The organism is Cupriavidus sp. FW306-01-F10A (assembly GCF_058782785.1).
Genome location: NZ_JBYSYA010000009.1, coordinates 109702 through 126314, shown reverse-complemented (window position 1 = coordinate 126314; position 16613 = coordinate 109702). Strand labels below are relative to the sequence as shown.

Genomic DNA, 16613 nt, shown 5'->3' with positions numbered 1-16613 from the left:
ACCTCGCACCATGAAAACCGTCGTCATTACCGGAGCCGCGTCCGGCATGGGTGCGGCCGTGCGCCAGCGCATGCTCGCCGACGGCTGCCGGGTCATCGGCATCGACCTGCGCGATGCCGACATCGTTGCCGACCTGTCCAGCCAGCAGGGCCGCGCTGCCGCGATCGACGCCGTACTGTCGCGGTCGGGCGGCCGCATCGACCAGCTGGTCTGCTGCGCCGGCCTGGGCCCGCATGTCGAACCCGCCACGCTGGTGGCATCGGTCAACCACTTCGGCGTGGTGGCGCTGCTGGATGGCCTGTTCGAGGCGCTGCGCCAGGGCTCGGATCCGTGCGCCGTGGTGGTGTCGTCCAGTTCGGCCACGCTCCAGTCCTGGGAGGGCAGCCCGCTGCGTGATGCCTACCTTGCCGGCGACGAGCCCGGCGTGCGCGCGATAGTGGCAGCCGCCGCGGCGGCGGAAGGCACCCGGGACCAGGCTGGCTATATTGTTTATGCCAGTTCCAAGCATGCGGTGGCGGCGGCCGCGCGGCAACGCGCCGCCGCGTGGGGCCAGGCCGGCGTGCGCCTCAACGTGGTCGCGCCGGGCGCGGTGGAAACGCCGCTGCTGCAGGCCGGGCTGAAGGATCCGCGCTATGGCGATGCCATCCGCGATTTCCTGCCGCCGTTGGGGAGGCGCGCGCAGCCTGAGGAAGTGGCCGCGCTGATCGCCTTCCTGTGCGGGCCGCAGGCGGCCTACATGCACGGCAATGTGGTGTTCATCGACGGTGGGCTGGATGCAGCGCAGCGGCCGCTGAACTTCTGATCTCCTGGCCAATGGGGCATCCGCCGCGAGCCGCGGCGGATGCCCCATTTTTATTCGATGGCGTTCCGGACCTACGCGACCACGACATCGTCCTGCATCCGGCGCTCGCGTTCGCCGGGATACAGGGTTTCCTTTTCGAGGTAGAAGCAACCGGCGCAGCCCGGGGGCCGGGTTTTTCCATGTAAAAACCCCCAAAAGTTGTCTCCAACTTCTGGGGGGCAGTTCAGGGCGGGGAGGGGGAGCCCGGCCGGGCGCCAAAGGCTGCGCCCGGCCGGGTATCACGATGGGATCAGGTACCCGACCCGCGCGCGGCGTCCGGTGAGAAGAACACCTCGTTGAATTCCGGGCTGTTGTTCAGCGTTGCCATCGGGCCTTCGTTGGTCAGGCGGTCGGCCATGTAGGCACCCGAAATCAGGTCATGGTAGAACACCGTGGTCGGATAGTAGCGGCGCGCATCATAGGCGTATACCGAGGCCTGGAGATTGGTGCGCCACAACTGGCCGCGGCCATCGTAGTTGTCGGCCGCCAGGGCCAGCCAGCTGTCTTCGTCGAGATACAGCACGCGCTTCGCATACTGGTGCCGGAAGCCGGACTTGAGCGTTGCTTCCAGTACCCACACCCGATGCGGTTCATAGCGCATCACGTCCGGATTGGCATGGCCATTCGTGAGCAGTTCCTTGTACTTGACGGAAGTGCTCAGCAGCTTGTAGTTGTGGTACGGGACGAAGATCTCCTTCTTGCCGACGATCTTCCAGTTGTAGCGCTCGCCCGAGCCGTTGAAGAGCCGGTCGTCGTCCACGGTGCGGAAGCCGCCGGGGCCCTGGGGCTGGTCAAAGCCGAATTCCGGCGCCTGGCGCACCCGCCGCGTGCCCGGGTTGTAGATCCACGTGCGGTTGGAGTCAGAACCCTCCTGGTCCCAGACCGCATAGCCCACGATCACCTGGCCGCGGTCGCGCAACGGCAGATCCGTGGAGGTGCGGAAGAAGGAGCGCTCGTTGAGGGCGCTGCGCGGGTCAAACTTGCCATTGTTGCGCGGCGACAGGATGCTGTACGAGACGCGCCCCCACGCGATCGAGCCGTTCGGATACACCACGGCCTGGTCGAACTGAGCCTTCTCGGTGCCGATGGCCGACGAGAAACGCTGGTTCCACAACAGCTCCATCGCGGTTTTCGGAATCGGGTAGGGAACCTGCGGACCCGCTTCCTTCAGGCCGTTGGCATCACTCGTCATGCTGACGGTGGTGGCGTAGGTGCGGATGTCCTTGTAGACCGCGTCCTCGTAGCGGAAATCGCGATGGCTTGGGTACACCGGCATCTTGAAGGTATCGGGATACTTCTTGAACAGCGCCTTCTGCCCGTCGCTGAGCCGCTCGGCATACTGCGCCATGTTCTGCGCGGTGATGACGAACAGCGGCTTCTCATCGGCATACGGGTCCGGGTAGCGTTCGCCGCGCTGGTATTTGACATGCGCCGGCGTGCCCAGCCACTTGCCGGACCATGCCGGGACCTCGCCGTCCTTGCTGGCGGCACGCTCGGCGCCCATCGGCGTGAGGGGGCCATCCAGTTGCTTGAGTTCCTCCGGGGTGGCCTTCGCCCACGATGCCGCCGCCAGGGCCATGCTGGTGAGCAGCAGGCCACCGCGTATCAGTTGTCTTGTGCTGGATTTCATTGAAGTCTTGCTCCTTGTAAAGAGGAATTGCCGGCGCCGGCTGTGCCTGTGCCTGTGGTGACAGCGTAGTGATGGCGCGGCGGCGGGGAATCGTTGGAACGGACTAGTGGATTTCCCTAGCGTCCGGCGTGGCGGAGGGGGCGGGGACAATCCGGGTGGCGTGCCAGCATCCCGCGAGGAGTGCGGGAGCGTACCGGGGCGGTACGGGAAGGGGGGAGGCGGGGGTAGGGGACTTAAACGGCGCGAGGCCGGGCAAGTGCCCGGCCTCGCGCCAGCGTGCGGCCAGCGGCCGCAGCCAGGGTCAGGCTTCCATCACTTCGCCGAAGCGCTGCAGGTGGTAGTCGCTGTCGCCCAGCAACTGGTCCAGCATGGTCAGGCGCTTGAAGTAGTCGCCCACGGACAGCTCATCGGTCATGCCCATGCCGCCATGCAGCTGCACGGCCTGCTGGCCGACGAAGCGCCCGGCGCGGGCCAGCGTCACCTTGGCCGCGGACAGCATGCGGCGGCGCGCGGCGGGATCGGCCTCGTCCAGTGCCTGGACTGCGACGTAGGCCATCGACAGTGCCAGCTCCTTCTGCACCAGCATGTCGGCCATGCGGTGCTGCAGTGCCTGGAAGCTGGCCAGCGGCTTGCCGAACTGCTGGCGCGTGCCCAGGTACTCGGCGGTGATCTCGATCAGCTTTTCCATGGCGCCGGCGCCCTCGGCGCACAGCGCGGCAACGCCGTGCTCAAGGCCCACGCCCAGCGCGGCCAGGCCGTCGGCGGGCTGGCCCACCAGCGCGCTGGCCGGCACGGTGACGTTCTGCAGCGACAGGTCGGCGGCGCGCAGGCCGTCGATGGTCGGGTAGGCGGTGACGCCCAGGCCCTTGCTGTCGCGCGGCACCAGGAACAACGCAATCTCATTGCTGCCGGCCACGCGCGCGGTCAGCAGGTAGGCGTCGGCGGCGGCGCCGTGCCAGACCACGCTCTTGATGCCGTTGAGCACGTAGCCGTCGCCGCTGCGCTCGGCGCTGGCGCGCGCCGATTCCGGGCGGTAGCGGGTGGTCGGCTCCAGGTAGGCCAGCGTCACGATGCGCTCGCCCGAGGCGATCGCGGGCAGCCATTCTTGCTTCTGCGCGGCGCTGCCGTGGGCGGCCAGGATGGCCGCGGCCATCACGCCGCTGGGCGTGACCGGCTCCAGCACCAGGCCGCGGCCCAGTTCGCGCTGCACCACCAGCTGGCTGGCGGGGCCTTCGCCGAAGCCGCCGAAGTCGGCCGGCACGGTCAGGCCCAGCACGCCCATTTCAGCCAGCTTGTTCCACACGCCGCGATCCAGGCTCTCGCCTGCGCGCGCGCTCTTGCGGCGGGCCTCGAAGGTGTATTCGGTATCGATGAAGCGACGCAGGCTGTCCGCCAGCATCTGTTGCTCTTCGCTGTAGGTGAAGTCCATGTCAGCTATCCCTTCAGAAACCCAGGATCATCTTGGAGATGATGTTCTTCTGCACTTCGGTCGCGCCGCCGTAGATCGAGGTCTTGCGCATGTCGTAGTAGGTGGAGGCGGCAGGGGCGGCCCAGTCAGGGCCCGCCACCGGCTGCGCCGCGCCCGGTTCAAGCCAGTCCGGCGAATACGGCCAGGCGTTGGGGCCGGCCACTTCCATCATCAGCATGCCCAGGTCCTGCTGCACCTCGGAGCCGCGGATCTTGACGATCGAGGCCTCGGGCCCGGGGGTGCCGGCGGCCTGCGTGGCGACGCGCAGCAGCAGCATTTCCAGCGCCATGATGTCCATCTCGACGCGGGCGATCTTGTCGCGCATGCGCACGTCTTCGATCAGCGGGCGGCCGGCGCCGTCGGTGGCCTGGCTGGCGTAGTGCTTGAGCAGGCGCAGCTCGCGGTGGCAGTGGCCGATGCCGGCAATGCCGGTGCGTTCATGGCCGAGCAGGTACTTGGCATAGGTCCAGGCGCGGTTCTCTTCGCCGACCAGGTTCCCGACCGGCACTTCCACGTCTTCGAACCAGGTCTCGTTGACGTCGTGGCCGCCGTCGAGCGTCTTGATCGGACGCACCGTCACGCCGGGCGACTTCATGTCGATCAGCAGCATCGAGATGCCTTCCTGGGCCTTGGCCTCGGGGTCGGTGCGCACCAGGCAGAAGATCCAGTCGGCGAAGTGGGCCATGGTGGTCCAGGTCTTCTGGCCGTTGACGATGTATTTGTCGCCCTTGCGCACCGCGCGCGTCTTCAGCGAGGCCAGGTCGGAACCCGAGCCCGGCTCGGAGTAGCCCTGGCACCAGAAGTCGTCGATATTGGGGATGCGCGGCAGGAAGCGCTGCTGCATCTCGGGGCTGGCGTACTTCATCAGCACCGGACCGATCATGGTCAGGCCGAACGGCAGCAGGCGCGGCGCGCCGGCGCGGAAGGTCTCGATCTCGAAGATCAGGCGCTGCAGCGCGGTCCAGCCGGTGCCGCCCCATTGCTTGGGCCAGGTCGGCGCACCCCAGCCGCGGGCCTGCAGGATGCGGTGCCAGCGGATGTAGTCGTCCTTTTCCACGCGCTGGTGGTTGAGAACCTTGTTGCGGATGTCTTCCGGCAGGCTGGCCTGCGCGAATGCACGGACCTCCTCGCGGAAGGCCTGTTCCTCGGCGGTGAAACGCAAATCCATCTGAATGTCCCCTGTGGTACGCGGGCCGCGCGGCGCTTCTTGCCCAGCCTGGTTGTGCAGTGCGTCAAAGCGGCGGCCCTCACTGTGCCGGCCGATTGTAGGGGCCGGGCGCGATTCTTTGCTTCATCAATCATAAAGCCGTCCTTCGCGGAGGCGGAACCACCTGCGCCGGGTGGTGGCGGGGCGAACGGCGGCTGGCCAGTGGCGTTGACGAACACGGCCTTAGTGAATTCCAAATGGCTCCGGCACGGGGCTTGCCGCAAACTGATGCAGCCAGTTTCATGTGGCCGGGTGCATTCCGCCGCATATCCAAGTCAGCCTGCATCGAGAGACCCACCAGCACCATGTCTTCCTTCCGCCCCGAATATATCCACGACATCCCCCGCTACTGGGCCGCGCAGACGCCTGACGCGCCGTGCCTGCACGAGAACGGCGCCGTCATCAGCTACGGCGAGCTGTGGCGGCGCATCGAGACCGCCCGCGACTGGCTGGCGGCGCAGGGCGTGGGCGAGGGCGACCGCGTGATGGTGGTCGGCGAGAACTGCAACGAGATGGTGGTCACGCTGTTCGCCAGCAGCCTGCTGCATGCCTGGCCGATCCAGGTCAATGCGCGCCTGTCCGCGCGCGAGATCGACAATATCCGCGATCATGCGCAGCCGGCGCTGGTGCTGTTCACCGGCCATGTCTCTGACGTGGCCGCGGTGCACGGCGAGCGGCTGGGCGCACAGGCCACCGGCTGCCCGGTGTTCGACGCCGGCATGCGGGTGGTGCGCGCGGCCACCCCGCCGCAGCGCGAGCCGGCCGGGCTGGCCCGCAGCGTCGCCACGCTGATCTATACCTCAGGCACCACCGGCGCGCCCAAGGGCGTGATGGTGCCGCATCAGGGCCTGACGCAGTTTGCGCGCATCTCCGCCACCTCGCGCGACATGGGCCCGGCCGACGTGGCCTATGGCGCGTTGCCGATGTCGCATATCTTCGGCATTGCCACGGTGCTGATGGCCACGCTGTATGCCGGCGCCAGCCTGTTCCTGCGCCCGCGCTTCGACGCCAGTGAAGTGTTCGAGTCGCTGGCATCGCCCGGCGTCACCATCCTGCAGGGCGTGCCGACCATGTTCACGCGCATCATGGCGGTGGCGCCCACCGTCGGCGCGAAGCCCGGCGCCTATCCGCGCCTGCGCTACCTCTATACCGGCGGCGCGCCGCTGGACCCCACGCTCAAGCGCGAGGTCGAAACCCTGTTCGGCCAGGCGCTGCACCATGGCTACGGCATCACCGAATACGCCGGCTCGCTCTTCATCACGCACATGGAAGCCCCGCGCGCCGACTGCTCGGCCGGCTATATCGTCGAAGGCGTTGAGATCGAGATCACCGATGCCGAAGGCAAGCGGCTTCCCGCCGGCGAGCGCGGCCAGATCCGCGTGCGCGGCCCGGGCGTGATGCTGGGCTACTACCGCAACCCCGAGCAGACCGCCGAGGCGCTGCTGCCCGGCGGCTGGCTCAATACCGGCGACCTGGGCTACCTGGATGCCGACGGCGCGCTGTTTATCTCCGGCCGCTCCAAGGACCTGATCATCCGCTCCGGCTTCAACGTCTACCCGATCGAGGTCGAGTCGGTGATCAATGCCTTCCCCGGCGTGCGCCAGTCGGCCGTGGTCGGACGCACCACCGGCGACGGCAACGAGGAAGTGGTGGCCTTCATTGAAATGCAGGACGGCGCCGAGCTTGACCGCAAGGCGCTGGACACCTACCTGCGCGAGAGCCTGGCCCCGTACAAGCGCCCGGCCGAGGTCCGCACCGTCGACGTGATTCCGACCACGGCGAGCGGCAAGCTGCTCAAGCAGCCGCTGCGCGCCATGCTCGATTAAGCGCCCGCCGGGCCCGCCGGCCCCGGGCAATATCAGCCATACCTGGAGGAGACAATAATGAAGACATGGACGACACTGGCAGCCCTGACCGCCACGCTGCTGCTGCAGGGCGCGGCATGGGCCGCCGACGCCTACCCGTCGCGGCCGGTCAAGCTGCTGGTGGGCTACGCGCCGGGCGGCCCGGTCGACACCGCCGCGCGCATCTATGCCGAGCAGCTCGGGCGCGTGCTCAAGCAGCCGGTGGTGGTGGACAACCGCGCGGGCGCCAGCGGCGCGATTGCCGCGGACATGACCGCCAAGGCGGCGCCGGACGGCTACACGCTGTATTTCGTCGCCAGCCCGACCATGACCATGACGCCGCTGATCCAGCACTCGGTCAATTTCAATCCGGTCAAGGACTTTACCTATATCGGCCTGATCACCGATTACACCAACGTGCTGCTGGTGAACAAGGACTTCCCGGCGAAGAACGTGGGCGAGCTGGTCGACTACGCGCGCAAGCATCCTGAGGGGGTCTCGTTCGGCTCGGCCGGCATTGGGGCGTCGAACCATCTGTCCGCGGAACTGCTGGCGCAGATGAACAGCGTGAAGATGCTGCATGTGCCGTACAAGGGCAATGCGCCGGCCATGGCTGACGTGATGAGCGGCAAGGTGACGTTCATGTTCGACATTACCGGTACGGCCATCGGGCATATCAATGGCGGCAAGGTGCGCGCGCTGGCGGTCACGTCGAAGGCGCGCAACCCGGCGCTGCCGAACGTGCCGACCATGATCGAGTCTGGCCAGAAAGACTATGACCTGACTGGCTGGTATGCGCTGGTGGGGCCGCAGAAGCTGCCGGCCGATGTGGTGGACAAGCTGGTCAAGGCGCAGAAGGCGGTTGGGGAGGATGCTGCTTTCCGGCAACGGATGACGGCTGGGGGGTATGACGTCAATATCAGCACGCCGAAGGCGCTGGGGGATCGGATTCAGCGGGAGCTGGCGTTGTGGGGTGGGGTGGTGAAGGCGGCGAAGATTCAGGCGGATTGAGGGGGGGAGGGGCTTGGGGGGCTGGTGAGATGTTGTCTCAGTTTGAACCGCCTGGTTCCGACCTCCTGGGCGGGTCACTTTTTGTCCGAGCGACAAAAAGTAACCAAAAAACGCGTCGCCTATGCGGCTGGCAACCAATTTCACGGCGTTGGTAGTTCGAGCGGTGGTGCTTTCCGTTTGGGCGTGGTTGCCCGTTCGACCCTGCTAACGCCATGTGAGTTAGTGACAGCGTCTGCGTTAACCCACTATTGAACGATCCCCATGCAGGGCGTAGGCCGCCTGCTGCCGACCATATCGCGGGGACGCCTACGGCTGCTACGCCGGCTCAAAATGCGCTGACGGTGGCAGAGGGACGGCCACCTCCTGATTTGCGCCTTGGGCCCAGCATCACGACAGCGCCGTGCGAGCGCAGCGACGCACTCCGTGCCAGAGCACCCGATCTACGATACTGAGTGCGCGCAGCGCAGCCGAAGGCGTCCTACCGATGACCTGATTAGCAGGCTGCCAATAGCCTAAAGTCGGGTTCGTCCAATAGTCCGTCGACGTAGGCACCAGACAGGGAGCGTAGCTGGGTCGAACGGGCAACCACGCAAAACGGCAACCACCGCCGCCCATATGACCAACGCCGCGGAATTTATTGCCAGCCGCACAGGCGACGCGGTTTTTGGTTACTTTTTGTCGCTCGGACAAAAAGTGACCCGCCCAGGAGGGCGGAACCAGGCGGTTCAAACTGAGACAACATCTCACCAGCACCACAAATCCGCCGAAGTACCTTGTTGAATGCCATCAAGGCATTGCCTGTAAACCGTGATGCGTGCCTTCGCCAAGGCGTGGAGCTCACCGCTCTGTGGAGTCAACTGTTACGCTTGACTTAGCGTATCGATCCTTCACAATCTGCTCCTTGATTGTGAACGGCAGGGTTCTCTAGACTGGCTGGACTCCTGATCAACAGGAGTCGGGTGTGAGAACCCGGTTCACGTTACAGCGGACGCTCGCGTAAGCGGCAATTTTCGAGTCCGTTGCGCTTGTGTGTGCCTTCACTTTACGGCGGGCCGGGCGGGGCCAGCTTCGGCTGGGCCGGGTAACGTCCGGTTTTCTCACCCCCGTCGTCGGGCCCGCCACCTCAAGTGAGAATGAGCGGCGGGCCTCCACTTCTACGTTACAGAGGTCAGCAATGTACCAGTCCAACATCGAACCCGACACCTTCACCCCACCCCGACTCGATGATTCCCTTTCGCGGTTCAGCCCCGAAACCCGCCGTGCAGCGCGTGAGGACGCGCTACCTGTTCCTCGGCAACTCTTGCTATTGAATCTGTTGGATCAAGCCGATGCGGTTGCGCGAGGCACGGCCTGTGTACTGACGTTGGTTACGCACAGCGAATGCGACGCACAGGAAGAGGGGAGCGTAGCCCTGCAGCCGGCTACGTTGGATGCCTTGCGAGGGCTCTGCCGGGCCTCCCTTGGATTGCTGGCTGACAGGGTAGAAGCAGTCGCGGAGGGAATTGAGGAAGCGATGGTCGGGTAGCCAATCGCAGTCGGTCGCTGATTCACTGAGATGGCAGGCGCCGGCCATGCTCAGGGAATCAGCTGACTAGAATGCTCCGGGCACGGCGGTTGCGGCCTGGACGGTTCGGGCATGGCGCGGTAGACGACAAGTAGTTTGTTGCATTTGCCCTGTCGGCGGAAGATTCGCGCAGTGCCGACACCAGCTGCGGCACGATCCACTGCGGGCGCCAGTGCCGGAGGCCAAGTTCGGCAGCCCATGCGGCCGGTCTGTTCCTAGAATTCTTCTTCACGTCTGCACCATCGGCAGACAGTATCGAGAAGAGAGTCAAACCATGAACATGCCGGTCCCGGAGTTCCGCCATACCCCCGCCACGCCCAATGCAAACGCCCCGCGAGTCCTGCGAGGCGCAGAGATGATCGTCGAAGCACTGCTCGCGGAGGGCGTGCGTACAGTATGGGGCTATCCGGGTGGGGCAGTGCTGCCGATCTACGACGCCATCGCCGGCCAGTCCGCACTGCAGCACCTGCTGGTGCGCCACGAGCAGGCAGCCGTGCACGCCGCCGACGGCTATGCCCGCGCCACCGGTGAGGTGGGCGTGGCACTGGTAACGTCCGGCCCGGGTGTGACCAACGCGGTCACTGGCATCGCCACCGCGTATTTCGATTCGATCCCATTGGTGGTGCTGTCGGGGAACGTGCCGACGTCAATGATCGGCGAAGACGCCTTCCAGGAATGTGACGCGGTCGGCATCACCCGGCCCATCGTCAAGCACAACTTCCTCGTGGCCGATGTCGGCAGCCTGGCAGTCACCTTGAAGAAGGCCTTCCATCTCGCCCGCACGGGGCGTCCGGGGCCGGTGCTGGTCGATATCCCGAAGGACGTCGCGCTCGCCAGCGCGCCATTCCACTACCCGGACAAGGTCGAAATCCGCTCCTACCGGCCAGCGGTGGAAGGCCATGATGGCCAGATCCGGCATGCTGCCCAGTTGCTGCGCGAAGCACGGCGGCCCTACCTGTACGTGGGCGGCGGGGCGGTGACGGCAGGCGCCACCGCGGCGCTGCGGGAACTGGCAGCGCTCGCCGATGTGCCTGTCACCACCACGCTCATGGCACTCGGCGCTTTCCCCGCCGCCGATCCGCGCTACCTCGGCATGCCGGGCATGCACGGCACCTATGAGGCCAACCGGGCCATGCAGGAATGCGACGTGCTGCTCGCCGTCGGCGCGCGCTTCGACGACCGGGTGATCGGTGATGTCGCCGACTTCTGCGCGACGCCGCGGCAGATCATTCATATCGACATCGACCCCGCGAGCATCGGCAAGCGCGTGCGCCCGACCGTGCCGATCGTCGGCGATGCGCGCCGGGTGCTGGACAAGCTGGTCGCCATGCTGCGCGAAGCGCGAACGCCGCTGGCCGACCGTGCCGACTGGTGGCAGCGCATCGACGGCTGGCGGGCACGCCAGTGCCTGGCCTATGCGCGCGACGGCCTGCGCATCAAGCCGCAGTACGTGATCGAGACCCTGAGCCGGCTGGCGGGCGCCGACGCCATCATCTGCTCCGACGTCGGCCAGCATCAGATGTGGGCCGCCCAGCACTACCGCTTCACGCAGCCGCGCCGCTGGATCAATTCGGGCGGGCTGGGCACGATGGGCGTGGGCCTGCCCTATGCGATGGGTGTCAAGCACGCTTTCCCTGAGCGCGACGTCATCACCATCACCGGTGACGGCTCGATCCAGATGTGCATCCAGGAGTTGTCTACGTGCAAACAGTACGATCTGCCGGTCAAGATCGTCTCGCTGAACAATGGCTACCTGGGCATGGTGCGACAGCTGCAGCACGTCGAATATGAGCGGCGCTACTCGCAGTCATACATGGAAGCGCTGCCCGACTTCCCGGCGCTGGCACGGGCTTATGGCCACGTCGGCCTGTCAGTGACGACCGAGGCCGAGGTGGAGCCGGCCCTGCGCGAGGCGTTGGCGCGGAAGACGCGCACCGTCTTCGTCGACATCCACGTCGACGGCAGCGAGAACGTCTGGCCGATGATCCCCGGCGGGCGCGGCATTGGTGAGATGCTGCTGGGCGAAAGCGCATTGGCCGAAGCCTCGCGTTGAGAGGGGAGGCGGCTCGGGCACAGCCCAGAGCCGACCTCTTCCCCGCGCAGGCGGGGACTCAGTGAACGTTCCTGCCGATCCAGTCGACAATCGAATTTGCACCGTATTCGACCAGTTCAGTCTGCCCGACCAGATAATGGTTGCCACGCGCCAGGTTCACCGTCGAGATACGTCCCTCGGCTGAAGCCTGCCATGCATCTCGCGTGCTCGGGAAAGTGGAGGCATCGGCGGTGTGCACGAGCAGCAGCACCGGCACGCTGGTCTGCTTGAGGTTGGCCGGGCCCAGGGCACGGGATTTCGATGAGAACTGTGACATGAACGCCCGCAGACTCGTCACCCTGCCGAATGCGTTGGCAGCAAAGTTCACGGTGCGTGGATCGCCCCACACGCTGCCCCATTTGCGATCGTTGCTATCCAGGCCCAGGTCGATCATGCGCGGATCGGAATGGGTTCGGTGAATGACGAAGATGCGATCTGCCGGCCCGTTCGGTCGCCTCGTGAGTGCCGCGATCTCGTCCTCTACCCAGCTTTCGATCCGCGCGCGGCGCGCAAGCTGTGCTGCGCGGAACGTGGCGATGAACTGCGGTGTAAAGGGCGGCTGGATCGGACCGTCGTAGATGTCCAGTTCCAGGTTGGTTGCAAACAGGTCGTTCTCGTTCGTTACCGCGGGGTCGACCCATTCGGCGAAAATTTCTGCGCGCCCCGGGTGCGCGGCGCTAAGGACAATGCCGTCAGCCGGAGGCAGGTCATTCCTGGTGACCCCGGTCGGGCCACCTTCGATGAACTCATGCACGGTCAGGTTTTCCGATTCCGCTTGATAGAACGCTGCGAGAGCGCCGCCACCGGAACTGCCGATCAGGATAACCTTCTGGTAGCCCCGATCGCGCAAATACCGAATACCGGCACCGAGGTCAAGGATGACGCGCTCCATCTGCAACAGGGCATCGTTGCCCGCGTAGCGGGAGTTGAGTGCCAGGCATGGCACATTCATCGCGGCCAGCGGCCCAACGAAATAGTGCCCCATGTAGTTGGACGTCGGGTGCATGATCAGGGCCGCGGTCTTGGGATTTCCGGTGGCTGGGCGCCCCAGTACGCCGTAGATTCTGGGCCGCAGGTTCTGGAGGCCAGACTGGCTTTCCATCACGACTCCAGGTCGCACATCGATCGCGACGTGTTCAAAAAGGACGTTCATGCTCTGCTTCCTTGATTAAATGCTTGGCTTGGGCACGTCAGGAACTGCGAGATCTCCCGAACGATGGATGCCGATGTCGGGCGCGCGGCGTGTCTGGCTCCACTCATCAAGCAGCGCCTTCGATCTGCTGCGTAGTTGCTCGGACATCTCCTCACTCAGTGAATCGCAGGTGATTTCAACGCGATGTCCGCTCGGATCGCGGAAATAGATCGATTTGAAAATACCGTGATCGGTAATCCCGATCACGGCGATGCCTGCGCTCTCCAGCGCTTCCTTGAAGCTGCTGACTTCTTCGACGCTGGGTACCTGCAACGCAATGTGCTGGACCCAGTCCGGAGTATTCGGATCGAACCCCATCTCCGCAGCCTCGGACAGCTCGAAGAAGGCCAGATAGGATCCGGGGCTGACGCGCAGGAACACATGTATGTGCGGGTCGAACCTGCCGGTCGACGGAACGTAGTTTTCCGCAACGGCGAAGGCGAAGTCGAGGCCGAGTAGTTGCGTATAGAAGTCGACCGTCTTGCTGGCATCGGCACAGCGATAGGCCACGTGTGAAAAGCGCTGAATAGGCATGGGGTCTCCTGAAAATGGCGGCGCTCGGAACCTCTCGACGGTGCCCGCCGCGCGTTCGCGCGCTTATAGGTTGGTTGGGGGGCTGATCTCAGAACAGCGGGCACCTCGCCGGTGCCAGGAAGCCCGCGCCGACGATCGGCAGGCTTCCCGGCCGGCAGGCTGCGCCGCCGTGCGGTCAGAACTTGTGGCGCAGTCCGACGCCAAAGGTGTTGCCGGTGGCGGCGGTAGTCAGTTTGTCGTAGAGATAGTTGGCATAGACGTCGGTGCGCTTGGAGAAGTTGTAGGTATAGCCAATGCCCGCGGTGGCACGGTTGAAGTCATCCAGGGTTCTGCGATCGTTCTTCGTCCACACGTAGCTGGCGTTGATCTGGCCGGGTCCGAGCGGGGCCGAGATCCCGGCCTGATAGGTATATGTGCGCAGCTCGGACCGGCCGTTCTTGGTCATGTTGAAGGTGCCGAACAGCTTGAGCACCTTGAAATCGTAGGAAGCTCCGGCGAACAGTAGTTTCTGGCTGGGTTCGAGCGCCGTGATGGCTGGTCCCACTTTGGTGTGATTGCCGCCAACGGCCACATCGAGTGCGCCGCGCTGGTATCGGATGAATCCGCCCAGATTGTTGGTGCCATTGTTGTTGGCCGCCTCGCCCAGCCCGTACATGACCTGGACGCTGAAGCCGGCCATGGTTGGCGAGATGTAGCGCGCCGAGTTGCTCCAGCCGGTATCTCCATGAATCAGCCGCCCGAAAGAGGGGATCCAGTTCTGGACATTGAGCGGTGAGAAGCGCGTTGAGCCGGCGAAGGGATTGAATTGCCCCGTCAGATAGAGCATGGGCGTGGAATTTCTGCCGAGCCTGAGTTCACCGAACTTGTTTGAAGAAAGGCCGACATAGGCATTGCGTGCAAAGAGGGAGTCGGTCGGGTTTCGACCGGCCTCGCCTGTGTCGGAGCGGAAGAAGCTCTCAATGGCAAACACGGTGCTCAGGCCGCCGCCAAGATCCTCTTCTCCGCCCATGCCCCAGAAGGGGGTGGTCCCGCCGCCGTTATCGAGCTGCCATGTGCTTGCTGCCGCGCCGCTAGGCTTGACGCTGCCGACATAGTTATCGATCAGTCCGTAGAGCCGGACGCCGCCATTGGCATGTGCTGTGGCGGAGGCACCCAGGCAGGCTAGCAATGCAATGGTCAACTGGCTCTTGATGCAACGACTTGCTTTCAACATCTTCTCCTCTCTCTCTCTCTCTTGTTATAAATGCGAAGCGCACACAGACCCCGAAGCGCCGAGTTCGCTTCGGGCAACGGGTTCCATGCATCGTGGGGAATCAGGTGGCCGTTTGCGGACCCGGGTATCGCTCGTTAGTGCCTGTTTCTCGCTGCTACTGCGTACCACCGTGAAAAGACTCGTCACGAACTACCGGGTTGCGCAGGATCCCCAGTCCGTCGATCTCCACCTCGACCTGGTCGCCCGGCCGCATGTGTACAAGGCCGGGCACCTTGAACAGGCCGTATTGACGGGACATATCCCGGCCTTCGACGTCGTCCGGCTGCGGTTTGAGTGCGCCGGGCGTACCCATCGCAATCAGGTCGCCAGGCCGCAGGTTGTAGCCCTGGCTCAGGTAGCTGATCACCCTGGCGACGTCAATCAGCATGTCGTCGAGCGGCGCGCGTTGGCGCACGACACCATTGATCCGGGTCAGCACCGTGTGTTTTGCCGGATCGCCGAACTCGTCGCTGGTCATCAGCCACGGCCCGTACGATCCCGATGCTCCGAAGTTCTTGCCGAGGCCGAACTGACGGTTGTGCACCTGATACTCGCGGACAGAGCCTTCGTTGAGGCAGGTGTATCCCGCCACGTGCTCCATCGCGCGTTGCACGGGGATGTAGCGTCCGGGCTTGCCGATGATCACGGCCAGCTCACCCTCGTAGTCGAACGCACGCGCGATGGATTCGGGCGGGGCGACGAGCGCTTCGCCCGAGCCGACGTAGGACGCTGGCATCCGCAGGAAGAGATGAGGGTAGTCGGCGTTGGTCTGAAGACCCGTCTCCGCAACATGGCTCTTGAAGTTCAGGGCAAGCGCCCACATGGCATTCGGGCGGTCGAGGAACGGTTTGAGCCTGACCGACGCCAGCGCGCGATCTCCCTGTGCGCCTTGCGCCGCCTCGCGCAGGCGCGCAAGTCCGTGCTCCAGTTCCAGGATCGCGATAAGGCTTGCGGGCAGTTCCGGTGCGACATCGGCAACGGCGACGAAATGCGTCGGGCTGGTGACGACACCAAGCGCGGTGGCGCTGCCTTCCGCATAAGCAATGATCTTCATGTTCGGGTCCGGTTCTTCAGGGTTGAAATCGAAATGAGATAGGCGGATTCACTCTTGTCTCCTCGCTGTTCCTGCACACCTCGTATGGGGTCCCAGCCTAAGCGGCCATCGGCCGATCGACATGACCGGATAGCCCGCAGGTTTTCCCTCCAGTCCGAAAATTTCCTGAACAAGGGGTAAACGCGGCCAGGCGCGCCCTAGACTGCCGTGGCCTCTCATGGCCTGAATTGCGAGATGGCGGGTGCGCCCCTGTGCCGACCAAGAACGAGTCCCTTCCCAGGGGACAGACCCGCTATGCAATTCATTCACTTGCAGAAACATCACATCCGGGAGATGGATCGATGAAGAAGATTCGGCGCGTGGTGACAGGTTTGCTGAACGGAAAGGCGGTGATCGCCTCCGACGTGGAAGTGCCCGAGCTCTTGCTGGCGCTTGCGGGCGGCGTCACTACGGTGCCCCTGTGCGGGGCGGAAACGCCACCTGCAGTCCCCAACGCAGGGGAGTTGGCCCAGGCGCCGAAGTTCTCTCCCCCGCCGGGCGGATATCACTTCTCGGTCTTCAGCGTGCCTCCGATGAGCGAAGTCTTGGCTGCCGAGCCCCCGGCCGACATCGGGAAAGCCAGGGAGGAGATGGAGCGGGAGGTTCCAGGCCTGCTGGAACTGATGGATCCGGACGTGCCAGGCATGCATGCGACCACGTCGATCGATTTCATCGTCGTCCTCAGTGGAGCAATCACGCTCGAGCTCGACAGTGGTGTCGCGACGGTGTTGCACGCGGGAGATACCGTGATTCAGAACGGGGTACGCCACCGTTGGTTGAACCACGGGACGGAGCGGGCCTGGATCGCTGCCGTGGTGCTCGGTACAGAACGCTCGGCCCAGGAAAACCAGCGCCTGGGATAGACGGGGTTCGAGTAACGGTCAA

12 protein-coding genes are annotated in these 16613 nt (G+C 64.8%); 5 read left to right on the top strand and 7 right to left on the bottom strand.

Annotated features, from left to right (window positions below):
- Positions 1–10 precede the first annotated feature (10 nt).
- Complete coding sequence (locus AC3WLF_RS15465) at positions 11–802, top strand: SDR family oxidoreductase (RefSeq protein ID WP_492358462.1); 792 nt, start codon at positions 11–13, stop codon at positions 800–802.
- A 289-nt stretch (positions 803–1091) separates the two neighbouring features.
- Here AC3WLF_RS15465 and AC3WLF_RS15460 read toward each other — a convergent pair whose 3' ends face one another.
- The 3 genes from AC3WLF_RS15460 to AC3WLF_RS15450 all read right to left on the bottom strand — a co-directional run bounded on the left by AC3WLF_RS15460 (position 1092) and on the right by AC3WLF_RS15450 (position 5107).
- Entirely contained in the window at positions 1092–2471 is a 1380-nt protein-coding gene (locus AC3WLF_RS15460; protein ID WP_492321115.1) for a DUF1329 domain-containing protein, read from the bottom strand.
- 301 nt (positions 2472–2772) lie between these two features.
- Positions 2773–3900 carry an acyl-CoA dehydrogenase family protein gene (locus AC3WLF_RS15455; RefSeq protein ID WP_492321116.1) on the bottom strand — a complete coding sequence of 376 codons (1128 nt, stop codon included), beginning with the start codon at positions 3898–3900 and terminating at the stop codon, positions 2773–2775.
- A gap of 13 nt (positions 3901–3913) precedes the next feature.
- Positions 3914–5107: an acyl-CoA dehydrogenase family protein gene (locus AC3WLF_RS15450; RefSeq protein WP_492353461.1), complete on the bottom strand. Its 1194-nt coding sequence runs from the start codon at positions 5105–5107 to the stop codon at positions 3914–3916.
- Positions 5108–5451: 344 nt separating this feature from the next.
- Between AC3WLF_RS15450 and AC3WLF_RS15445 the strand changes: the two genes are divergently transcribed.
- From AC3WLF_RS15445 to ilvB, 3 genes are all read left to right on the top strand, one after another.
- On the top strand, positions 5452–6972 hold the full coding sequence (locus tag AC3WLF_RS15445) for a class I adenylate-forming enzyme family protein (RefSeq protein WP_492358461.1): 1521 nt from the start codon (positions 5452–5454) through the stop codon (positions 6970–6972).
- Positions 6973–7029: 57 nt separating this feature from the next.
- Complete coding sequence (locus tag AC3WLF_RS15440) at positions 7030–8001, top strand: Bug family tripartite tricarboxylate transporter substrate binding protein (protein ID WP_492321119.1); 972 nt, start codon at positions 7030–7032, stop codon at positions 7999–8001.
- A 1838-nt stretch (positions 8002–9839) separates the two neighbouring features.
- Positions 9840–11618, top strand: a complete 1779-nt coding sequence (ilvB, locus tag AC3WLF_RS15435; protein ID WP_492358460.1) for a biosynthetic-type acetolactate synthase large subunit — start codon at positions 9840–9842, stop codon at positions 11616–11618.
- 58 nt (positions 11619–11676) lie between these two features.
- Here ilvB and AC3WLF_RS15430 read toward each other — a convergent pair whose 3' ends face one another.
- From AC3WLF_RS15430 to AC3WLF_RS15415, 4 genes are all read right to left on the bottom strand, one after another.
- Positions 11677–12810, bottom strand: a complete 1134-nt coding sequence (locus AC3WLF_RS15430; RefSeq protein WP_492321121.1) for an alpha/beta hydrolase family protein — start codon at positions 12808–12810, stop codon at positions 11677–11679.
- Positions 12811–12825: 15 nt separating this feature from the next.
- Positions 12826–13383 carry a VOC family protein gene (locus AC3WLF_RS15425; RefSeq protein ID WP_492353075.1) on the bottom strand — a complete coding sequence of 186 codons (558 nt, stop codon included), beginning with the start codon at positions 13381–13383 and terminating at the stop codon, positions 12826–12828.
- A 175-nt stretch (positions 13384–13558) separates the two neighbouring features.
- Positions 13559–14596, bottom strand: coding sequence for a porin (locus AC3WLF_RS15420; RefSeq protein WP_492321123.1), 1038 nt, complete (start codon positions 14594–14596; stop codon positions 13559–13561).
- 154 nt (positions 14597–14750) lie between these two features.
- Positions 14751–15689 (bottom strand): fumarylacetoacetate hydrolase family protein, encoded by a 939-nt coding sequence (locus AC3WLF_RS15415; protein ID WP_492358459.1) that lies wholly within the window; start codon positions 15687–15689, stop codon positions 14751–14753.
- Positions 15690–16030: 341 nt separating this feature from the next.
- On the opposite strand from AC3WLF_RS15415, the gene AC3WLF_RS15410 reads away from it, so the two are divergent.
- The gene (locus AC3WLF_RS15410) at positions 16031–16591 is read left to right on the top strand and encodes a cupin domain-containing protein (protein ID WP_492321125.1); all 561 of its coding nucleotides are present in this window, start codon (positions 16031–16033) and stop codon (positions 16589–16591) included.
- Positions 16592–16613: the final 22 nt, after the last annotated feature.